Genomic DNA, 16048 nt, shown 5'->3' with positions numbered 1-16048 from the left:
TCACGCTCCGACGGCCTGAGTGAACCGGACGTAGCCGCTTTCCTCGAGTTCGTCGGCGAGTTCCGGACCGCCGGATTCGACGATGCGGCCACCGACGAACACGTGTACGAACTGGGGCTGGATGTAGCGCAGAATGCGGGTGTAGTGCGTGATCAGCAGCACGCCGCCGTTCTCGGTCTCGGCGTAGCGGTTGACGCCCTCGCTGACGACGCGCAGCGCGTCGACATCCAGACCCGAGTCCGTCTCGTCGAGGATCGCGATCTTCGGCTTGAGCAGTGCCAGCTGCAGGATCTCGTGGCGCTTCTTCTCGCCGCCCGAAAAGCCTTCGTTGACACTGCGTTCGGAGAACGACGCGTCGATCCCGAGATCCGTCATCGCGCCCTTGACCTCTTTGACCCAGTGCCGCAGCTTTGGCGCCTCACCGCGCACGGCCGTCGCGGCGGTGCGCAGGAAGTTCGACATCGAAACCCCCGGCACCTCGACCGGGTACTGCATCGCGAGAAACAGGCCGGCGCGGGCCCGCTCGTCGATGGTCATCTCCAGCACGTCCTGCCCGTCGAGTGTGATGGAGCCCGACGTCACCGTGTACTTGGGGTGGCCGGCGATCGCATAGGACAGCGTCGACTTGCCGGAGCCGTTGGGTCCCATGACGGCGTGGGTCTCGCCGGACTTCACTGTGAGGTCGACACCGTTGAGGATCGGGATCTCGGTCTGCTCAGGGGTCTGCACCGAGACGTGCAGGTCTTTGACTTCAAGTGTGGTCATGATTGGACTGTTCTCGATTCCGTGATCGCTAGTTCTCGTTCGATTGCTTCGGTGAGGCGCTCGCGCACCGCGGGCACGGCGATCTTCGCGATGATCTCGTTGAAGAAGCCGCGCACCACCAAGCGTCGCGCCTGATCCTCGGGGATGCCGCGAGCCCGCAGATAAAACAACTGCTCGTCGTCGAAACGTCCGGTGGCACTGGCGTGTCCGGCGCCGACGATCTCGCCCGTCTCGATCTCGAGGTTGGGCACCGAGTCGGCCCGAGCGCCGTCGGTGAGCAGCAGGTTGCGGTTCACCTCGAAGGTGTCGGTGCCGGTGGCCTCCGCCCGGATCAATACATCGCCGACCCACACGGTGTGGGCGTCGGGCCGGTTGGATGCCGGATCACCTTGCAACGCACCCTTGTACAGCACGTCGGACTTGCAGTTCGGGTGGGCGTGGTCGACCAGCAGCCGCGACTCGAAGTGCTGGCCGTCGTCGGCGAAGTAGGTGCCGAGCATCTTGGCGTCGCCGCCGGGTCCGGTGAACCGCACCGTCGCCGTCGTTCGCACCACGTCCCCGCCGAGTGTCACGTTGACGTGACCGAGCACGGCGTCCTTGCCGAGGCGCGCGTGATGCGCGCTGACGTGCACCATGTCGTCGGCCCAGTCGGCGATCCAGATCACCCCGAGCCCGGCCGAATCGCCGACGATGATCTCGACGTTGTCGGCGTAGGTGCCGCTGCCGCGCAGATCCACCACGACGATCGCGCGCGAGAGTTCCTCGACTCGGATCTGCAGATGCCCGTAGGCCACCGCGCCCTCGCCCGGGCCGGTGATGTCGACTTCGATGGGCTCGGCCACCTCGGTGTCGCGTGCGATCGTGACGACCGTCGCCGTGTCGAAGGACGAGAACGCCTGCGCGGCAATGCGATCGGACGGCGCACCGCCCTGACCGAGCCGCTCGTCGTCACGACCCACCGTCTCGACGGTGACACCGGGACGCTCCCCCACGGTGATGCCGGCGTGGCCGGTGGCGATCGCGGAACCGTCGTGCAGACCGCGCAGGCGCTTCAACGGCGTGAACCGCCAGATCTCGTCGCGACCGCCGGGCACCTCGAAGGCGTCCACATCGAACGAGGTGAAGATCTCGCCCTTGTTGAGCGCCGATCCCGCCGGAGTCCCTTCGATCGCAGTGGTCAGCTCGGAACCCCTACCCAAACCCGTCGCTTCGCTCGCCCCGGTCACCCAACCGCGCCTTCCATCTGCAGTTCGATGAGCCGGTTGAGCTCGAGCGCGTACTCCATCGGAAGCTCCTTGGCGATCGGCTCGACGAATCCGCGCACCACCATCGCCATCGCCTCGTCCTCGGTCAGACCACGGCTCATCAGGTAGAACAGCTGATCCTCGCTGACCTTCGACACTGTCGCCTCGTGGCCCATCGTCACGTCGTCCTCTCGGATGTCGACGTACGGGTAGGTGTCGGAGCGGCTAATCGTATCGACAAGCAACGCATCACATTTCACGCTGGACCGCGATCCGTGCGCGCCCTTGTTGACCTGGACCAGGCCACGGTAGGACGCGCGACCGCCGCCGCGGGCCACCGATTTGGACACGATATTGCTCGACGTATTGGGTGCCAGGTGCAGCATCTTGGCACCGGTGTCCTGGTGCTGACCCTCGCCGGCAAACGCGACCGACAGGACCTCGCCGCGGGCGTGCTCACCGGTCATCCAGACCGCCGGGTACTTCATGGTGACCTTGGAGCCGATGTTGCCGTCGACCCACTCCATGGTGGCGCCCGCCTCGGCGCGGGCCCGCTTGGTTACCAGGTTGTAGACGTTGCTCGACCAGTTCTGAATGGTCGTATAACGGCACCTGCCACCGGGCTTGACAATTATTTCGACCACTGCAGAATGCAATGAATCGGATTTATAAATTGGCGCAGTGCACCCTTCCACATAATGCACATATGCACCTTCATCTACGATTATCAGTGTACGCTCGAATTGGCCCATATTCTCGGTATTAATACGGAAATATGCCTGCAATGGAATGTCGACATGCACTCCCGGCGGCACATAGATAAACGAACCGCCCGACCAAACCGCGGTATTGAGTGCAGAAAACTTGTTATCGCCTGCAGGTATTACCGTTCCGAAATGCTTCCTGAAAACGTCCTCATGTTCCCGCAGCGCGGTGTCGGTGTCGAGGAAGATGACTCCCTGAGCCTCGAGGTCCTCGCGAATCTGGTGGTAGACGACCTCAGAATTGTGCGCGACGAGGCCTTCTGCGACGAAGTTGTGGGGGCCATCGACTTCGATGTCGTAGACCGGCTCAACGGCATACGGCTCGATCGATTTCACTCGTTCGAATCCGAGCCACTCATTGCAGTGGACTCGAATCGTCGTGCCGTGGGCACCATTGGACGAGTGCAAGTATTTCCGGCGGCCGAAACGGTTTGTGCGCTTCGGGTTTCGGCACCCCAACCGCTCAAAGTCACCGGAAATGCCCAGCCGCCAGGCGGTTTGGATCCGAGTCGGGTCGGTGTAGTACGGCTGCGTGAACGACCACGGCCCACCAGCGCGCAGTCCTGACAGCTCAGCGAGTTCACGTGCCTGGTTTATCAGTGGTTCGTTGGCGCACGTCAACAGCACCGAACCGCTCTTGTCTGGGCGCACGTGCCCATCGGCGTCCACCCAGCCCCCCAGGAACGCCAGCCGCTGATCGACCGGGAGCGAATAGACCCAGTCGGGAACCCGCTTGGTCAGCGCCAATCCGGTGAAGCCGAGTTCGGCGATCCACTCGGTCAGTGCCTTCGAGTTCACCACGACACGGTATTGGTCCGCCTCGATGACGCGTAATCCGAAGAGTCCCTTCACGACTCGGATCACCTCGGAACGCATTTCGACATCCGTAGCCGGAATCGCGAACTGGACGCGGTACGTCTTCGTCGACAGATGGAGGTTGCCATCGCCGATGTACAGGCCGAGCAGCCACATCAGATCCACACTGCTGGTCGCCGGCGTCATCAATCCGGCGACGGTCGGCAGTTCTGCGGCGACACCGAATTCAGGAAGCTTGCGGGGTACGGCGATGAAGTCGCCCGGCTTGATCTCGTCCACCGTGACCCAGCGCCGGTAGTACCGCGCCCGCTGGCGCCCGGGCTTACGCTCGTCACGCAGCACCAACATCGGATGGTTGTCGGTGGCGCGCAGGCCCCGCCGGGTCGTCTTGAGCTCGTATGTCTGACGGGTGTCGGTTTGCGCAGCGGCCTTCACCGGAGCCGCCACGAACCGCTCGGCAGTCTCGTCGTAGGCAAAGACAAGATCCCCGTGGGTGATTTCCTTGATAGGCACTTGGCCACGATTGGCAGTCCATACCAGGGTGTCCCCTGCCAGGCACTCGTACTGGGCCGCGACCCCGGAGACCAGACGCTGCTTCTCCGCCTCCGGGATGCCCAGCTTGTCGTAGGTGTTACGGATGTCCTCGGGCAGGTCGTCCCACGTGGCGGCCTGCTTTTCCGTGGACCGCACGAAGTACTTGATGTTGTCGAAGTCGATGCCCTCGAGGTTGGAACCCCAGTTCGGCATCGGCTTCTTGTCGAAGGTGCGCAGCGCCTTCAGGCGCGTTTCCAGCATCCACTCGGGCTCGTTCTTCTTCGCGGAAATGTCGCGGACTACGGCCTCGGACAGCCCGCGCTGTGCGCTGGCGCCGGCGACGTCGGAGTCCACCCAGCCGTAGCCGTACCGGCTCAGGGAGGCGATCGCCTCGTCCTGGCTGAGCGGTTCGCCTACCTTGTGGGCCTCGGGTGTCGTCGTCATCTCGACGCTCCTTGCTTGTTAGTGGGGTCTGGTGGGGCTGAAGCACTGATCTTTTCGACCAGAGGTACGTGCGTGGTGCAGGCGCAGTCGCCGTTGACGATCGTGGCGAGCCTCTGCACATGGGTGCCCAGGATCTCGGCGAACGCCTCTCGCTCGGCTTCGCACAGTTCCGGGAACTCCTCGGCCACGTGCGACACCGGACAGTGATGCTGACACAGCTGGATGCCGTGGATGGATCCGGGCGCCGGCGTCACCGATGTCACGGTGGTCGCGTAGCCGGCCTCGGTCAGCGCCGCGGCCACCCGGTCGGCTTTAGATGCAACGTCATCGGGGCCCTCGGTTACTCCCGCGAGGATCCCGTCGACACGGCGCCGCGCAAACGTGCGCACCGCTTCGTCACCGCCGATTTCACGAAGTTGGCGCATCGCCGCGGCAGCGAGGTCGTCATAAGCGTGGTCCAGTTTCGCCCGGCCCGCCGCGGTCAGCAGGTAACGCTTGGCAGGTCTCCCGCGCCCGGTGTGCTGCCATGCCGCCGCGTTGTGGGACTCGGCATCGCCCGCCTCCATCAGAGCATCGAGGTGGCGGCGCACGCCGGCGGCGGAGATTCCGAGCCGCTCGCCGATCTCACCGGCGGTGATCGGTCCGGATTCGAGCAGCAGTCGCACGATCGCACCACGGGTGTGGCGATCGGCTCCCGCTTCCGGACTGATTTTCACAACACCATTGTGACGGAATTCGGAAAGTGCTGTAAAGCGAGGGCACCCTTAGCGTGGTAGGGGCCATAACGTGGGCGGTTACGCTGCTGAGGTGGCAGCCCGCCTCCCCTCCTTCAGCTCGTCGATCGCCCGTTGGCACGCCGACGAACGCCCGGTGGGCTCGCCCCTCAACGACGCCGAGGTCATCGCGCTGCGCCGGACGCGGCTGTTCGGCGCCGCGGGCACGGTGCTGATGGCGATCGGCGCGCTCGGCGTGGGGGCCAGGCCGGTGGTGCAGGATCCGACGTTCGGCGTCCGGCTGCTCAATCTGCCGTCACGTATTCAGACCGTGAGCCTGACCATGACCACCACCGGTGCGGTGATGATGGCGCTGGCCTGGCTGATGCTCGGGAGATTCACGCTGGGTGACCGGCGCATGTCGCGCACCCAGTTGGACCGGCTGTTGTGGCTGTGGGTCCTGCCGCTGCTCATCGCCCCGCCGATGTACAGCCGCGATGTCTACTCCTACCTGGCGCAGAGCGAGATCGGCATCAAAGGCCTCGACCCTTACCGGGTCGGTCCGGCCACCGGCCTGGGCCTGGACCACGTGTTCACGCTGTCGGTGCCGAACATGTGGCGCGAGACACCCGCGCCATACGGGCCGCTTTTCCTGTGGATCGGGCAGGGCATCTCGGCGCTGACGGGCGAGAACATCGTGGCCGCTGTGTTGTGCCACCGGTTGGTCGTGCTGCTGGGTGTGGGCCTGATCGTCTGGGCGACCCCGCGCCTCGCCCGTCGCTGCGGCGTCGCCGAGGTGAGCGCGCTGTGGCTGGGCGCCGCCAACCCGCTGCTGATCATGCATCTGGTCGGAGGCATCCACAACGAGGCCCTGATGCTCGGCCTGATGCTCGCCGGCACCGAGTTCGCCCTGCGGGGCGTCAGCAGCATCGGGGTCGCCACGCCGCTGCTTCCCAGACCGCTTTCTTGGCCACAGAGCCGTGAGCAATGGGCACGGTGGCGGCCGCTGGCGATGCTGTTGGTCGGCGTCGTGTTGATCACGCTGTCGTCACAGGTAAAACTGCCGTCGCTGTTGGCGTTGGGGTTCGTGGCGATGGCGCTGGCCTGGCGATTGGGCGGGACGGTCAAGGCCTTCTTCCTGGCCGGTGGCGCGCTGACCGCGGTGTCGGTGGTGGTGATGGCGCTGATCGGGTGGGCCAGCGGTCTCGGGTTCGGCTGGCTCAACACACTGGGCACCGCCAACGTCGTGCGCAGCTGGATGTCACTGCCCACCCTGTTGGCCCTGGGCACCGGTCAGGTCGGCATCCTGTTGGGCCTCGGCGACCACACGACGGCGGTGCTGGGGCTCACGCGTGCGATCGGTGTCTTCATCATCGCGATCCTGGTGACGTGGCTGCTGCTGCTGGTTCTGCGGGGGCGGCTGCATCCCGTGGGCGGGCTCGGCGTCGCGCTGGGCGTGACGGTGCTGCTGTTTCCGGTCGTCCAGCCCTGGTACGTGTTGTGGGCCGTCCTTCCCCTCGCGGCGTGGGCGACCCGGCCGGCGTTCCGCAGCACCACGATCGTGGTGACGCTGGCCGTCGGGATCTTCGGTCCGACAGCCAACGGCGACCGGTTCACGGTTTTCCAGATACTCCTCGCCACCGCGGCAAGCACCGTGATCGTCGTCGCGTTGTTCCTGCTCACCTACAACCGGTTGCCCTGGCGCAGCGTGACGACCCCGCCGCACAATCAGCCCTCACCACCGCAGCCACAGCCCGCGCGGCCCGACGCTTACGCTGAGTCCCCGTGACCCACTCTGGATTCGGGGCATCGTCCCCCGCCCCCGTGCGCCTCAGCGGGGTCACGAAGCGCTACGGGTCGACCGTCGCGGTGTCCGAGCTCGACTTGGAGGTTCACGCGGCCGAGGTGTTCGCCCTGCTGGGGCCGAACGGCGCCGGCAAGACCACGACCGTCGAGATGTGCGAGGGCTTCATCCGTCCCGACTCCGGCACCATCGCGATCCTCGGCATGGACCCGTTCGGCGACAACGCCCGGTTGCGTGAGCGCATCGGAGTGATGTTGCAGGGCGGAGGCGGCTACCCGGCCGCCCGCGCCGGCGAGATGCTCAAGCTGGTGGCCTCCTATGCGGCCAACCCACTTGATCCGGCGTGGCTGATGGACACCCTGGGGCTGACCGAGGCGGCACGCACGACCTACCGCAGGCTGTCCGGCGGTCAGCAGCAGCGACTGGCGCTCGCCTGTGCCGTGGTCGGGCGCCCGGAGTTGGTCTTCCTCGACGAGCCGACCGCCGGTATGGACGCACATGCGCGAATCGTGGTGTGGGAGTTGATCGATGCGCTACGTCGCGACGGCGTGACCGTGGTGCTGACGACCCATCAACTCACCGAGGCCGAGGAGTTGGCCGACCGCATCATGATCATCGACCACGGCGTCCCGGTGGCCACCGGTTCTCCCGAGGCGCTGATGCGCAGCGGTGCCGAGAACCAGTTACGGTTCCGCGCGCCGCGCATGCTCGACCTGTCGCTGTTGGTTTCCGCGCTGCCCGAGAGCTACCGGGCGACCGAGACCGCCCCGGGTGATTACCTGGTGGAGGGCGCAATCAATCCACAGGTGCTGGCGACGGTGACGGCGTGGTGTGCGCGTCTCGATGTCCTGGCTACCGATATGCGCGTGGAACAGCGAAGCCTCGAGGACGTGTTCCTCGATCTGACCGGGCGGGAGTTGCGGCCGTGACGAGCGCTTGCGCGAGGAACCGAAAACTATGACGAGCGCTTGCGCGAGGAACCAAGAACTATGACGAGCGCTTGCGCGAGGAACCAAAAACTATGACGACGAATCGCTTTGCGCCGGGCACGTTCTCACCCGACCCTGGCCCGGCCACCGTGCAGAAGATGCTCGCCGCGCAGTTCGGCCTGGAGTTGCGGCTGCTGTTGCGCAACGGCGAACAGCTGCTGCTGACGATGTTCATCCCGATCACCTTGCTGGTGGGCTTGACGCTGCTGCCACTCGGCTCGTTCGGACCGAACCGGGCGGCGACGTTCGCGCCTGCGATCATGGCGCTGGCGGTGATCTCCACCGCGTTCACCGGGCAGGCGATCGCCGTGGCGTTCGACCGCCGCTACGGAGCGCTCAAACGCCTAGGCGCCACAGCGCTTCCTGTGTGGGGCATCATCGCGGGCAAGTCGTTGGCGGTGGTCGCGGTCGTTTTCCTGCAGGCGATCGTGTTGGGCACCATCGGGGTGGCGCTCGGCTGGCGGCCCAACCTTGCGGGACTCGCGCTCGGTGCGGCGGTGATCGCCTTGGGCACAGCGGTTTTCGCGGCGCTGGGCCTGTTACTCGGCGGCACCCTGCGCGCCGAGATCGTCCTGGCCCTGGGGAACTTGCTGTGGTTCGTCTTCGCTGGGCTCGGCGCGCTGACGCTCGAGGGCGGCCTCGAGGGCGGCATGGTGCCGTCCGCGGCGCAGTGGGTGGCCCGGTTGACGCCGGCCGGCGCCCTCACCGAGGCGCTGACCCAGGCGATGACGCTGTCAGTGGACTGGTTCGGCCTTCTGGTGCTCGCCGTTTGGGGCGCGATCGCCTCGGTGTGCGCGCTGCGCTGGTTCCGCTTCACCTGACGCCAGTAGCGGCAGCAGATATTCGAGCTGTCCGACCTCTTCGATGTTGTGCTTCACCCACGCGCGCGTCTTGTCCACCGGAAAGCGTCGGCGCACGATGCTGTTGACGCCAGAGAGCAGCGGCGACCGCCCGCCGAGATCCATCACCGTCACGTAGTGGGCACCGTCGGTGCCGGCAGACCAGGTGTGCTCCAGCTGGAAGATCGGAATTCCCGCGACCCGTTTGACCAGTCGGATGCCGGTCTCGTCGAGCTTCTCGACCCGCGCGATCTCGTCGATCCTGTACTCGGGTCGGCCGCCGAACGCCTCGACCATGCGGAATTGCGCGCCATCGGCCGCTCCACCTCCTGGCGCCGGACGCGCCAAAGCCCAGTGAATGTGATCGATCGGATGCCAGGCGAGATAGCGGTCTATGACTTCTCCCCCGTACACCATCGTTTCGCCGAGGTGCGTGAACCAGTCCAGAAGCATCGCGGGAGTCACGCCCCCAAGCGGCCGGTGGTCGATGGTGATGCGGCGCCTGCCGTGGCGATGGTCGAGGTACTGCACCGTCGCGGTGTCGACGGAGCGGAGCGGATAAAGCACCGGGCGTGTCATGCTTCTCCTAAGATACGGATGCGTTTCTTATAACCAGACGCTAACCCTGCGCGCTAAGATACGCAAGCGTTTCTTCAAAGGAGTGGTGGATGGCGCGTCGCCGCGGACAAGAACTCGACGCCGCGATCCGTGACGCGGCGCTCGAGCTCCTCGCCCGACACGGCCCGGCCGGCGTCACGATGGAGGCCGTCGCCGCGGCGGCCGCGACAAGCAAACCCGTGTTGTACCGGCGCTGGCCGGACGCCGCCGCCCTGCTCCGAGACACGCTGCTAGGCATCGCCACCGAGGCCATCCCGCACGAGGACACCGGCAGCTACCGCGGCGACATGCTCGCTGTGTTGCGTGGATGGGCCGCGCTGTTCACCGGCCCTCGGGCGGCGGTGATCCGGGCCGCGATCGCGGCGGGCTCCCACGACCCGAACCTCACCGAAGCCTTCCGTAACGGCGTCATCGGCTGGCGCAAGGAGGAAATGGCCGCGCTGCTCGCGCGCGGCGTCTCCCGCGGCGACGTGCGCGCCGACGTTCCAGTCGAGATCGCCCGCGAATTGGGACAGAGCGTGCTGTGGCATCGGCTGCTGATCACCGGCGACCGCATCGACGACGATCTGGTCGTACAACTCGTCGACGAAGTACTGGTGCCGTTCGTGTCGCCTCGGTAGCCGGCTCACCCGCTACTACGGCTTGTAGTTGCGCTGCTCTACCATCGGAACCGTGCGACGCGCCTTCTTGCGGCTGGTCGATCTGCTGCCGCTGCCCAGCCTGCGGGCCCAGCGCGTCATCGCCTTCCTCGTCATCCTGACCCAGGGCGGAATCTCGGTGACGGGCGCGATCGTCCGCGTCACGGCGTCCGGCTTGGGTTGTCCGACCTGGCCGCAGTGTTTCCCGGGCAGTTTCACGCCGGTGCCGGTCGCCGAGGTGCCCGTCGTGCATCAGGCCGTCGAGTTCGGCAACCGCATGGTCACCTTCCTCGTCGTGCTCACCGCGGCGGCGGCCGTGCTGGCTGTGACACGGGCCCGTCGCCGCCGCGAAGTGCTCATCTACGCGTGGCTGATGCCTGCCTCGACAGTGGCACAGGCCGTCATCGGCGGCATCACGGTGCTGACCGGCCTGCTCTGGTGGACCGTGGCCATCCATCTGCTGGTCTCGATGACGATGGTCTGGCTCGCCGTGCTGCTATTCGTCAAGATCGGCGAGCCCGACGACGGCGTGCCGATTCGCCGTGTGCCGAAACCGTTGCGCCAGCTCACTTTCCTCTCTGGTCTCGCGCTGGCCGCCGTGCTCGTGACCGGCACTTTCGTCACGGGCGCCGGGCCGCATGCCGGGGACAAGAGCATCGAGGCGCCGGTACCGCGGTTGCAGGTGGAGATCGTGACGTTGGTGCAGATTCACGCCACGCTGCTGGTGGCATACCTGTCGCTGTTGGTGGCGCTGGCGTTCGCGCTGCGAGCCGTGGCCGCGCCGCGACCTGTCGTGAGGCGACTCGCGGTACTGCTCGCCCTGGTCGCTGCCCAGGCTCTGGTGGGGCGCGTGCAGTACGCGTTGGACGTGCCCGCCGCGTTGGTGGCGGTTCACGTCGCAGGTGCCGCACTGTGCACCGCCGCGACCGCCGCGCTATGGGCGTCGATGCGAGAGCGGGCCGAGCCCGAACCGGTCGAGCGCTGACTCGACGGCCAGAACGAACTCGCGTTGCTGTCGGTCGCGGGTGGCCTCGTCCAGCTGCATCCAGCCCAGCGACGGCTCGACCAGCGCGACTTCCAGCACCCGTGGGTCGGCGCGTCCGCCGATGACGTCCACCCGCGCGTAGAGCAACTCCTCCGGAGACAGGTCGAGATGCGCGGCCGCCGCCGCAAGGGCCTGGTGCCCGACGTCCCAGACCTCGAAATCGGGGTCGGCTGGGCTGCGGGCCTCGGGCTGTCGCAGGATTGGACCCTTCGTGAAGGCATGTGACTGCGCGCCGCCGATGAACACCAATGCGGTCTCGCCGGCCTCGATGCGTGGGTCGAAGAAGGGGATCGTCGGCACTCCTGCGGCGGCCAGGTCGGCCAGGTAGCGCTTGTCGCTGTTCCAGGGCACCACCCGGGCTGGGTTGAGCAGGTTGGCCACCTGGTGCGTCCAGGACATGAACTCGTCGAGCCGATCGATGTAGTCGAACGTCGCCCGCAGGATCACCAGATCCGCCGTCAAGGTCGCCGGGTCGTCCCACGACATCCAGCGGGCGTGCAGCCCGCGCTTACCCAACGCCGCGACCAGGCCGGCGTCGTCGCCATCCCCCTCCGGCAGGGCGGGGCATCCGGCCAACACGATGCGCGGATGGAACACGTCGGGCCGCGCGAGCTTCACGAGTGCCAGGATATTGGGAAGATGTGACCATGCATGCCATCGAAGTCGCAGAGACCGGCGGACCCGAAGTCCTCACCTACGTCGAGAAGCCACAACCCACGCCCGGCCCGGGCGAGGTGCTCATCAAGGCCGAGGCCATCGGCGTGAATTTCCTCGACACGTACTTCCGATCCGGTCAGTATCCGCGGGAGACGCCGTTCATCGTCGGCAACGAGGTGTGCGGCACCGTGGAGGCGATCGGCGAAGGGGTCGCCGCGCTGAAGGTGGGTGATCGTGTCGTCACCGCTCAGGCCAACGGGGCCTATGCCGAATACAGCGTCGCCCCAGCCGATTTCGTGGCCTACGTACCCGACGGCGTGGCCCCTGACGCGGCCGCCGCGTCCCTGCTCAAGGGGATGACGGCGCACTACCTGATCAAGTCGCTGTACCCGGTACAGCAGGGCGACTCGGTGCTGGTGCACGCGGGCGCGGGCGGCGTGGGCCTCATCCTCACCCAGTGGGCGACCAGCATGGCGGTGCGCGTCATCACCACCGTCTCGACGCCGGAGAAGGCCGAGTTGTCACGGCAGGCGGGTGCGGTGCGCGTGCTCGACTATCCGACCGACCCGGCGGCCTTCGGCGCCGAGATCAAGGAGATGACCGACGGTGGCGTCGCGGCGGTGTACGACGGGGTCGGGGCCGCCACGTTCGAAGCCAGCCTGGCCAGCCTCAGGGTGCGGGGCACGCTGGCGTTGTTCGGTGCCTCGAGCGGGCCGGTGCCGCCGTTCGACCCGCAGTTGCTCAACGCGGCGGGCTCGTTGTTCCTGACTCGACCGACGCTCGTGCACTACACCCGCACCGCCGACGAATTCGCCTGGCGTGCAGGTGAACTGCTCGATGCGATCGCGTCGGGCACGCTGACGATCACGGTCAGCGAGCGCTACCGGCTCGCCGATGCCGAGCAGGCGCACCGGGACCTGCAGGGCCGCAAGACCGTCGGTTCGGTCGTGCTGGTGGCTTAGAAGACAGTCGGCAGCGCCAACACGGAGTCGACCGCCAGCGCCAGGAACAGGACGGCCAGGTAGTTGTTCGACTGCAGGAACAGTCGCAACGGCTTGACCGCCTCGCCGCGACGCACGCCGTTGTAGAGCTGGTGCGCCATCACCAGGAACCACCCGCCGGCCAGCAGCGCCACCGCCGCGTACAGCCAGCCGGTGACCGGCGTCAGCGCCAGCGTCGCGGCCACCGTCAGGTAGGTGTAGATCAGGATCTGCTTGGTGACCTGACGCTCGGTGGCAACCGCGGGAAGCATCGGGACGCCCGCGGCGCGGTAGTCCTCCTTGTAGCGCATCGCCAGCGCCCAGGTGTGTGGCGGTGTCCAGAAGAAGATGATCGCGAACATGACCAGCGCGGGCCATGCGATCGTCCCGGTGACCGCGGACCAGCCGATCATCACGGGCATGCAGCCGGCCGCGCCGCCCCACACCACGTTCTGCGGCGTGCGGCGCTTGAGCAACAGCGTGTAGACCAGCACGTAGAACGCTATCGTCGCGCCCGCGAGATGGGCCGAGAGCATGTTGGTCGTCCACCACAGCCAGAAGAACGATCCGACGGACAGAGCAAGCCCGAAGATCAGGGCGTGGCTGCGCGGAACCGTGGCCCGCGCCAGCGGCCTGCGCTCCGTGCGCTTCATCACCTTGTCGATGTCGGCGTCGGCCACACAGTTCAGAGCATTGGCGCCCGCCGCCGCAAGCAGCCCGCCGATCAGTGTGTTCATGATCAGCAACGGGTCAACGCTGCCGCGGCTCGCCAGGAGCATGGCCGGGATCGTGGTGACCAGGAGCAGTTCGATGACCCGCGGCTTGGTCAGCGAGACGTATCCGAGAAGCCGGTCGCGTAGGCGGGTGGGCGCCCCATCGACGAGGTGGACGTCGCGAACTCTCACGCAGTTACTCCTGTCGAAATGGTCGCAGCGCGGGGCTTCTACTACAGACGATGGTAGACCGCGTGCAATCACCGGCCTAATCCCGCCCGGGATCTCGCACCAGCGGCCTGCAATAGCGAAGCATGCGGCACTAGGGTGGATGAAAGTGCAGCTGAGAAGAGCTCTACGCCGACCAGGAGTCCGCCTGTGACCACACTCGAAGAAATTTCCGAGCTGACCCGCCCGAACCACCCCGAGGACTGGACCGACGTCGACTCGCTGGCGGTCGACACCGTCCGGGTGCTGGCGGCCGACGCGGTGCAGAAGGTCGGCAACGGCCACCCGGGAACCGCGATGAGCCTCGCGCCGCTGGCCTACACGCTCTTCCAGCGCCAGATGCGCCACGATCCCAGCGACGTGCATTGGCTCGGTCGGGACCGCTTCGTGCTCTCGGCCGGGCATTCCAGCCTGACGCTCTACATCCAGCTCTATCTCGGCGGCTTCGGGCTGGAACTCTCCGACATCCAGGCCCTGCGGACGTTCAAGTCGAAGACCCCCGGCCATCCGGAGTTCCGCCACACCAAGGGTGTGGAGATCACGACCGGCCCGCTCGGACAGGGCCTCGCATCCGCGGTCGGCATGGCGATGGCCTCGCGCTACGAGCGCGGTTTGTTCGACCCCGACACACCCTGGGGTGAGAGCCCGTTCGACCACTACATCTACGTCATCGCCTCGGACGGCGACATCGAGGAGGGCATCACCAGCGAGGCGTCGTCGCTGGCCGGCACCCAGCAACTCGGCAACCTGATCGTCTTCTACGACAAGAACCAGATCTCGATCGAGCACGACACCAACATCGCGCTCTCCGAAGACGTCGCGGCACGCTACCGCGCCTACGGCTGGCATGTGCAGGAGGTGGAGGGCGGCGAGAACGTCGTCGGTATAGAGCAGGCTATCGCCGAGGCGAAGAAGGTGACCGACAAGCCGTCGTTCATCGCCCTGCGGACGATCATCGGCTATCCGGCGCCCAACAAGATGAACACCGGCGGTGTGCACGGCTCGGCGCTCGGCGAGGAAGAAGTCGCGGCCACCAAGAAGATCCTCGGCTTCGATCCCGACAAGACGTTCGAGGTGCGCGACGAGGTCATCGAGCACACCCGCAAGCTCGTGCAGCGCGGTAAGGAAGCACACGCCAAGTGGCAGACCGACTTTGACGCGTGGGCCGAGCGTGAGTCCGAGCGCAAGGAACTGCTGGACCGGCTGTTGGCTCAGGAACTGCCCGACGGCTGGGATTCCGACCTGACCTACTGGGAGCCGGGCTCCAAGCCGCTGGCCACCCGCGCCGCGTTCGGCCAGGTGCTCAACGACGTCGCGCCGAAGCTGCCGGAGTTGTGGGGTGGTTCTGCCGACCTCGCGGGCAGTAACAACACCACGATCAAAGGTGTGAAGTCGTTTGGGCCGCCGTCGATTTCGACGGCGGACTTCACAGCGGACTGGTACGGCCGGGTGTTGCACTTCGGCGTCCGCGAGCACGCGATGGGCGCGATCCTGTCGGGTATCGTGCTGCACGGCCCGACCCGCGCGTTCGGTGGCACGTTCCTGCAGTTCTCCGATTACATGCGGCCCGCGGTGCGGCTCGCGTCTCTGATGGACATCGACACCATCTACATCTGGACCCACGACTCGATCGGTCTCGGTGAGGACGGCCCGACCCACCAGCCGATCGAGCACCTGGCGGCGCTGCGCGCGATCCCGAACCTGTCCGTGGTTCGACCGGGTGACCCCAACGAAACGGCGTATGCCTGGCGCAGCATCATCTCTCGCGGCAACGGCAGCGGTCCGGTCGGTTTCATCCTGACCCGCCAGGGCATCCCCGTGCTGGAGGGCACCGATGCGGACGGGGTGGCCCGTGGCGGCTACGTCCTCGGCGGCGCTTCCCCCGAAGAAGTGCGCGACGCGGATGTGATCATCATCGCGACGGGCTCGGAACTACAGCTGGCGGTGGAGGCGAGAAAGCAGTTGGCGGAAAAGGACATCACCGCCTATGTGGTGTCGATGCCGTGTGTGGAATGGTTCGAATCGCAGCCGCAGGAGTACCGCGATTCGGTTCTGCCTCCCAGCGTTTCGGCGCGCGTGGCGGTCGAGGCGGCCGTCGCCCAGAGCTGGTACAAGCTCGTCGGCGACACCGGGGAGATCATCTCGATCGAGCACTACGGCGAGTCCGCCGACGACAAGACGTTGTTCCGTGAGTTCGGGTTCACGCCCGAGGCCGTGGTGGCCGCCGCGGAGCGATCGATAGACAACTGAGGCGAAC

14 protein-coding genes are annotated in these 16048 nt (G+C 66.5%); 7 read left to right on the top strand and 7 right to left on the bottom strand.

Annotated elements, in window-relative coordinates; translation table 11 throughout:
* The 4 genes from sufC to AU193_RS18925 are packed head-to-tail and all read right to left on the bottom strand — an operon-like array spanning position 1 to position 5283.
* Positions 1–765: a Fe-S cluster assembly ATPase SufC gene (gene sufC, locus AU193_RS18940; protein WP_064423914.1), complete on the bottom strand. Its 765-nt coding sequence runs from the start codon at positions 763–765 to the stop codon at positions 1–3.
* Entirely contained in the window at positions 762–1946 is a 1185-nt protein-coding gene (gene sufD / locus AU193_RS18935; RefSeq protein WP_172798361.1) for a Fe-S cluster assembly protein SufD, read from the bottom strand. The genes sufC and sufD overlap by 4 nt, the downstream gene beginning before the upstream one ends.
* A gap of 41 nt (positions 1947–1987) precedes the next feature.
* Positions 1988–4567 carry a Fe-S cluster assembly protein SufB gene (sufB, locus tag AU193_RS22950; RefSeq protein ID WP_156425291.1) on the bottom strand — a complete coding sequence of 860 codons (2580 nt, stop codon included), beginning with the start codon at positions 4565–4567 and terminating at the stop codon, positions 1988–1990.
* Positions 4564–5283 (bottom strand): metalloregulator ArsR/SmtB family transcription factor, encoded by a 720-nt coding sequence (locus AU193_RS18925; RefSeq protein WP_082683056.1) that lies wholly within the window; start codon positions 5281–5283, stop codon positions 4564–4566. The genes sufB and AU193_RS18925 overlap by 4 nt, the downstream gene beginning before the upstream one ends.
* A gap of 91 nt (positions 5284–5374) precedes the next feature.
* Here AU193_RS18925 and mptB point away from each other — a divergent pair, with 91 nt between their 5' ends.
* The 3 genes from mptB (at position 5375) to AU193_RS18910 (ending at position 8894) form a co-directional block, all read left to right on the top strand.
* Complete coding sequence (gene mptB / locus AU193_RS18920) at positions 5375–7069, top strand: polyprenol phosphomannose-dependent alpha 1,6 mannosyltransferase MptB (RefSeq protein WP_064424053.1); 1695 nt, start codon at positions 5375–5377, stop codon at positions 7067–7069.
* Between the two features lie 35 nt (positions 7070–7104).
* Positions 7105–8013 (top strand): ABC transporter ATP-binding protein, encoded by a 909-nt coding sequence (locus tag AU193_RS18915; protein WP_064423913.1) that lies wholly within the window; start codon positions 7105–7107, stop codon positions 8011–8013.
* Positions 8014–8105: 92 nt separating this feature from the next.
* On the top strand, positions 8106–8894 hold the full coding sequence (locus tag AU193_RS18910) for an ABC transporter permease (protein WP_064423912.1): 789 nt from the start codon (positions 8106–8108) through the stop codon (positions 8892–8894).
* Here the strand turns inward: AU193_RS18910 and AU193_RS18905 are convergent.
* Entirely contained in the window at positions 8808–9491 is a 684-nt protein-coding gene (locus AU193_RS18905; RefSeq protein WP_064423911.1) for a hypothetical protein, read from the bottom strand. The genes AU193_RS18910 and AU193_RS18905 overlap by 87 nt on opposite strands.
* An 89-nt stretch (positions 9492–9580) precedes the next feature.
* On the opposite strand from AU193_RS18905, the gene AU193_RS18900 reads away from it, so the two are divergent.
* Together AU193_RS18900 and AU193_RS18895 are read left to right on the top strand one after the other, a co-directional pair.
* Positions 9581–10150, top strand: coding sequence for a TetR/AcrR family transcriptional regulator (locus tag AU193_RS18900; RefSeq protein ID WP_064423910.1), 570 nt, complete (start codon positions 9581–9583; stop codon positions 10148–10150).
* 73 nt (positions 10151–10223) lie between these two features.
* A complete protein-coding gene (locus tag AU193_RS18895) occupies positions 10224–11153 on the top strand; it encodes a heme A synthase (RefSeq protein WP_172798360.1) in 930 nt (309 codons plus the stop codon).
* On the opposite strand, the gene AU193_RS18890 is transcribed toward AU193_RS18895, so the two are convergent.
* A complete protein-coding gene (locus AU193_RS18890) occupies positions 11103–11831 on the bottom strand; it encodes a hypothetical protein (RefSeq protein WP_064423909.1) in 729 nt (242 codons plus the stop codon). The genes AU193_RS18895 and AU193_RS18890 overlap by 51 nt on opposite strands.
* 29 nt (positions 11832–11860) lie before the next feature.
* Between AU193_RS18890 and AU193_RS18885 the strand changes: the two genes are divergently transcribed.
* Positions 11861–12832: a quinone oxidoreductase gene (locus AU193_RS18885; RefSeq protein WP_064423908.1), complete on the top strand. Its 972-nt coding sequence runs from the start codon at positions 11861–11863 to the stop codon at positions 12830–12832.
* Here the strand turns inward: AU193_RS18885 and AU193_RS18880 are convergent.
* Entirely contained in the window at positions 12829–13755 is a 927-nt protein-coding gene (locus AU193_RS18880; RefSeq protein WP_064423907.1) for a heme o synthase, read from the bottom strand. The genes AU193_RS18885 and AU193_RS18880 overlap by 4 nt on opposite strands.
* 186 nt (positions 13756–13941) lie before the next feature.
* On the opposite strand from AU193_RS18880, the gene tkt reads away from it, so the two are divergent.
* Complete coding sequence (gene tkt, locus AU193_RS18875) at positions 13942–16041, top strand: transketolase (protein ID WP_064423906.1); 2100 nt, start codon at positions 13942–13944, stop codon at positions 16039–16041.
* The last annotated feature ends 7 nt before the right edge of the window (positions 16042–16048 follow it).

The sequence above is a fragment of the Mycobacterium sp. GA-1285 genome, from assembly GCF_001499905.1.
In the GTDB taxonomy this organism is placed as follows: Bacteria; Actinomycetota; Actinomycetes; order Mycobacteriales; family Mycobacteriaceae; genus Mycobacterium.
Note: the sequence above shows the minus strand (reverse complement) of the source record. Positions and strands in the feature narration are given on the sequence as shown.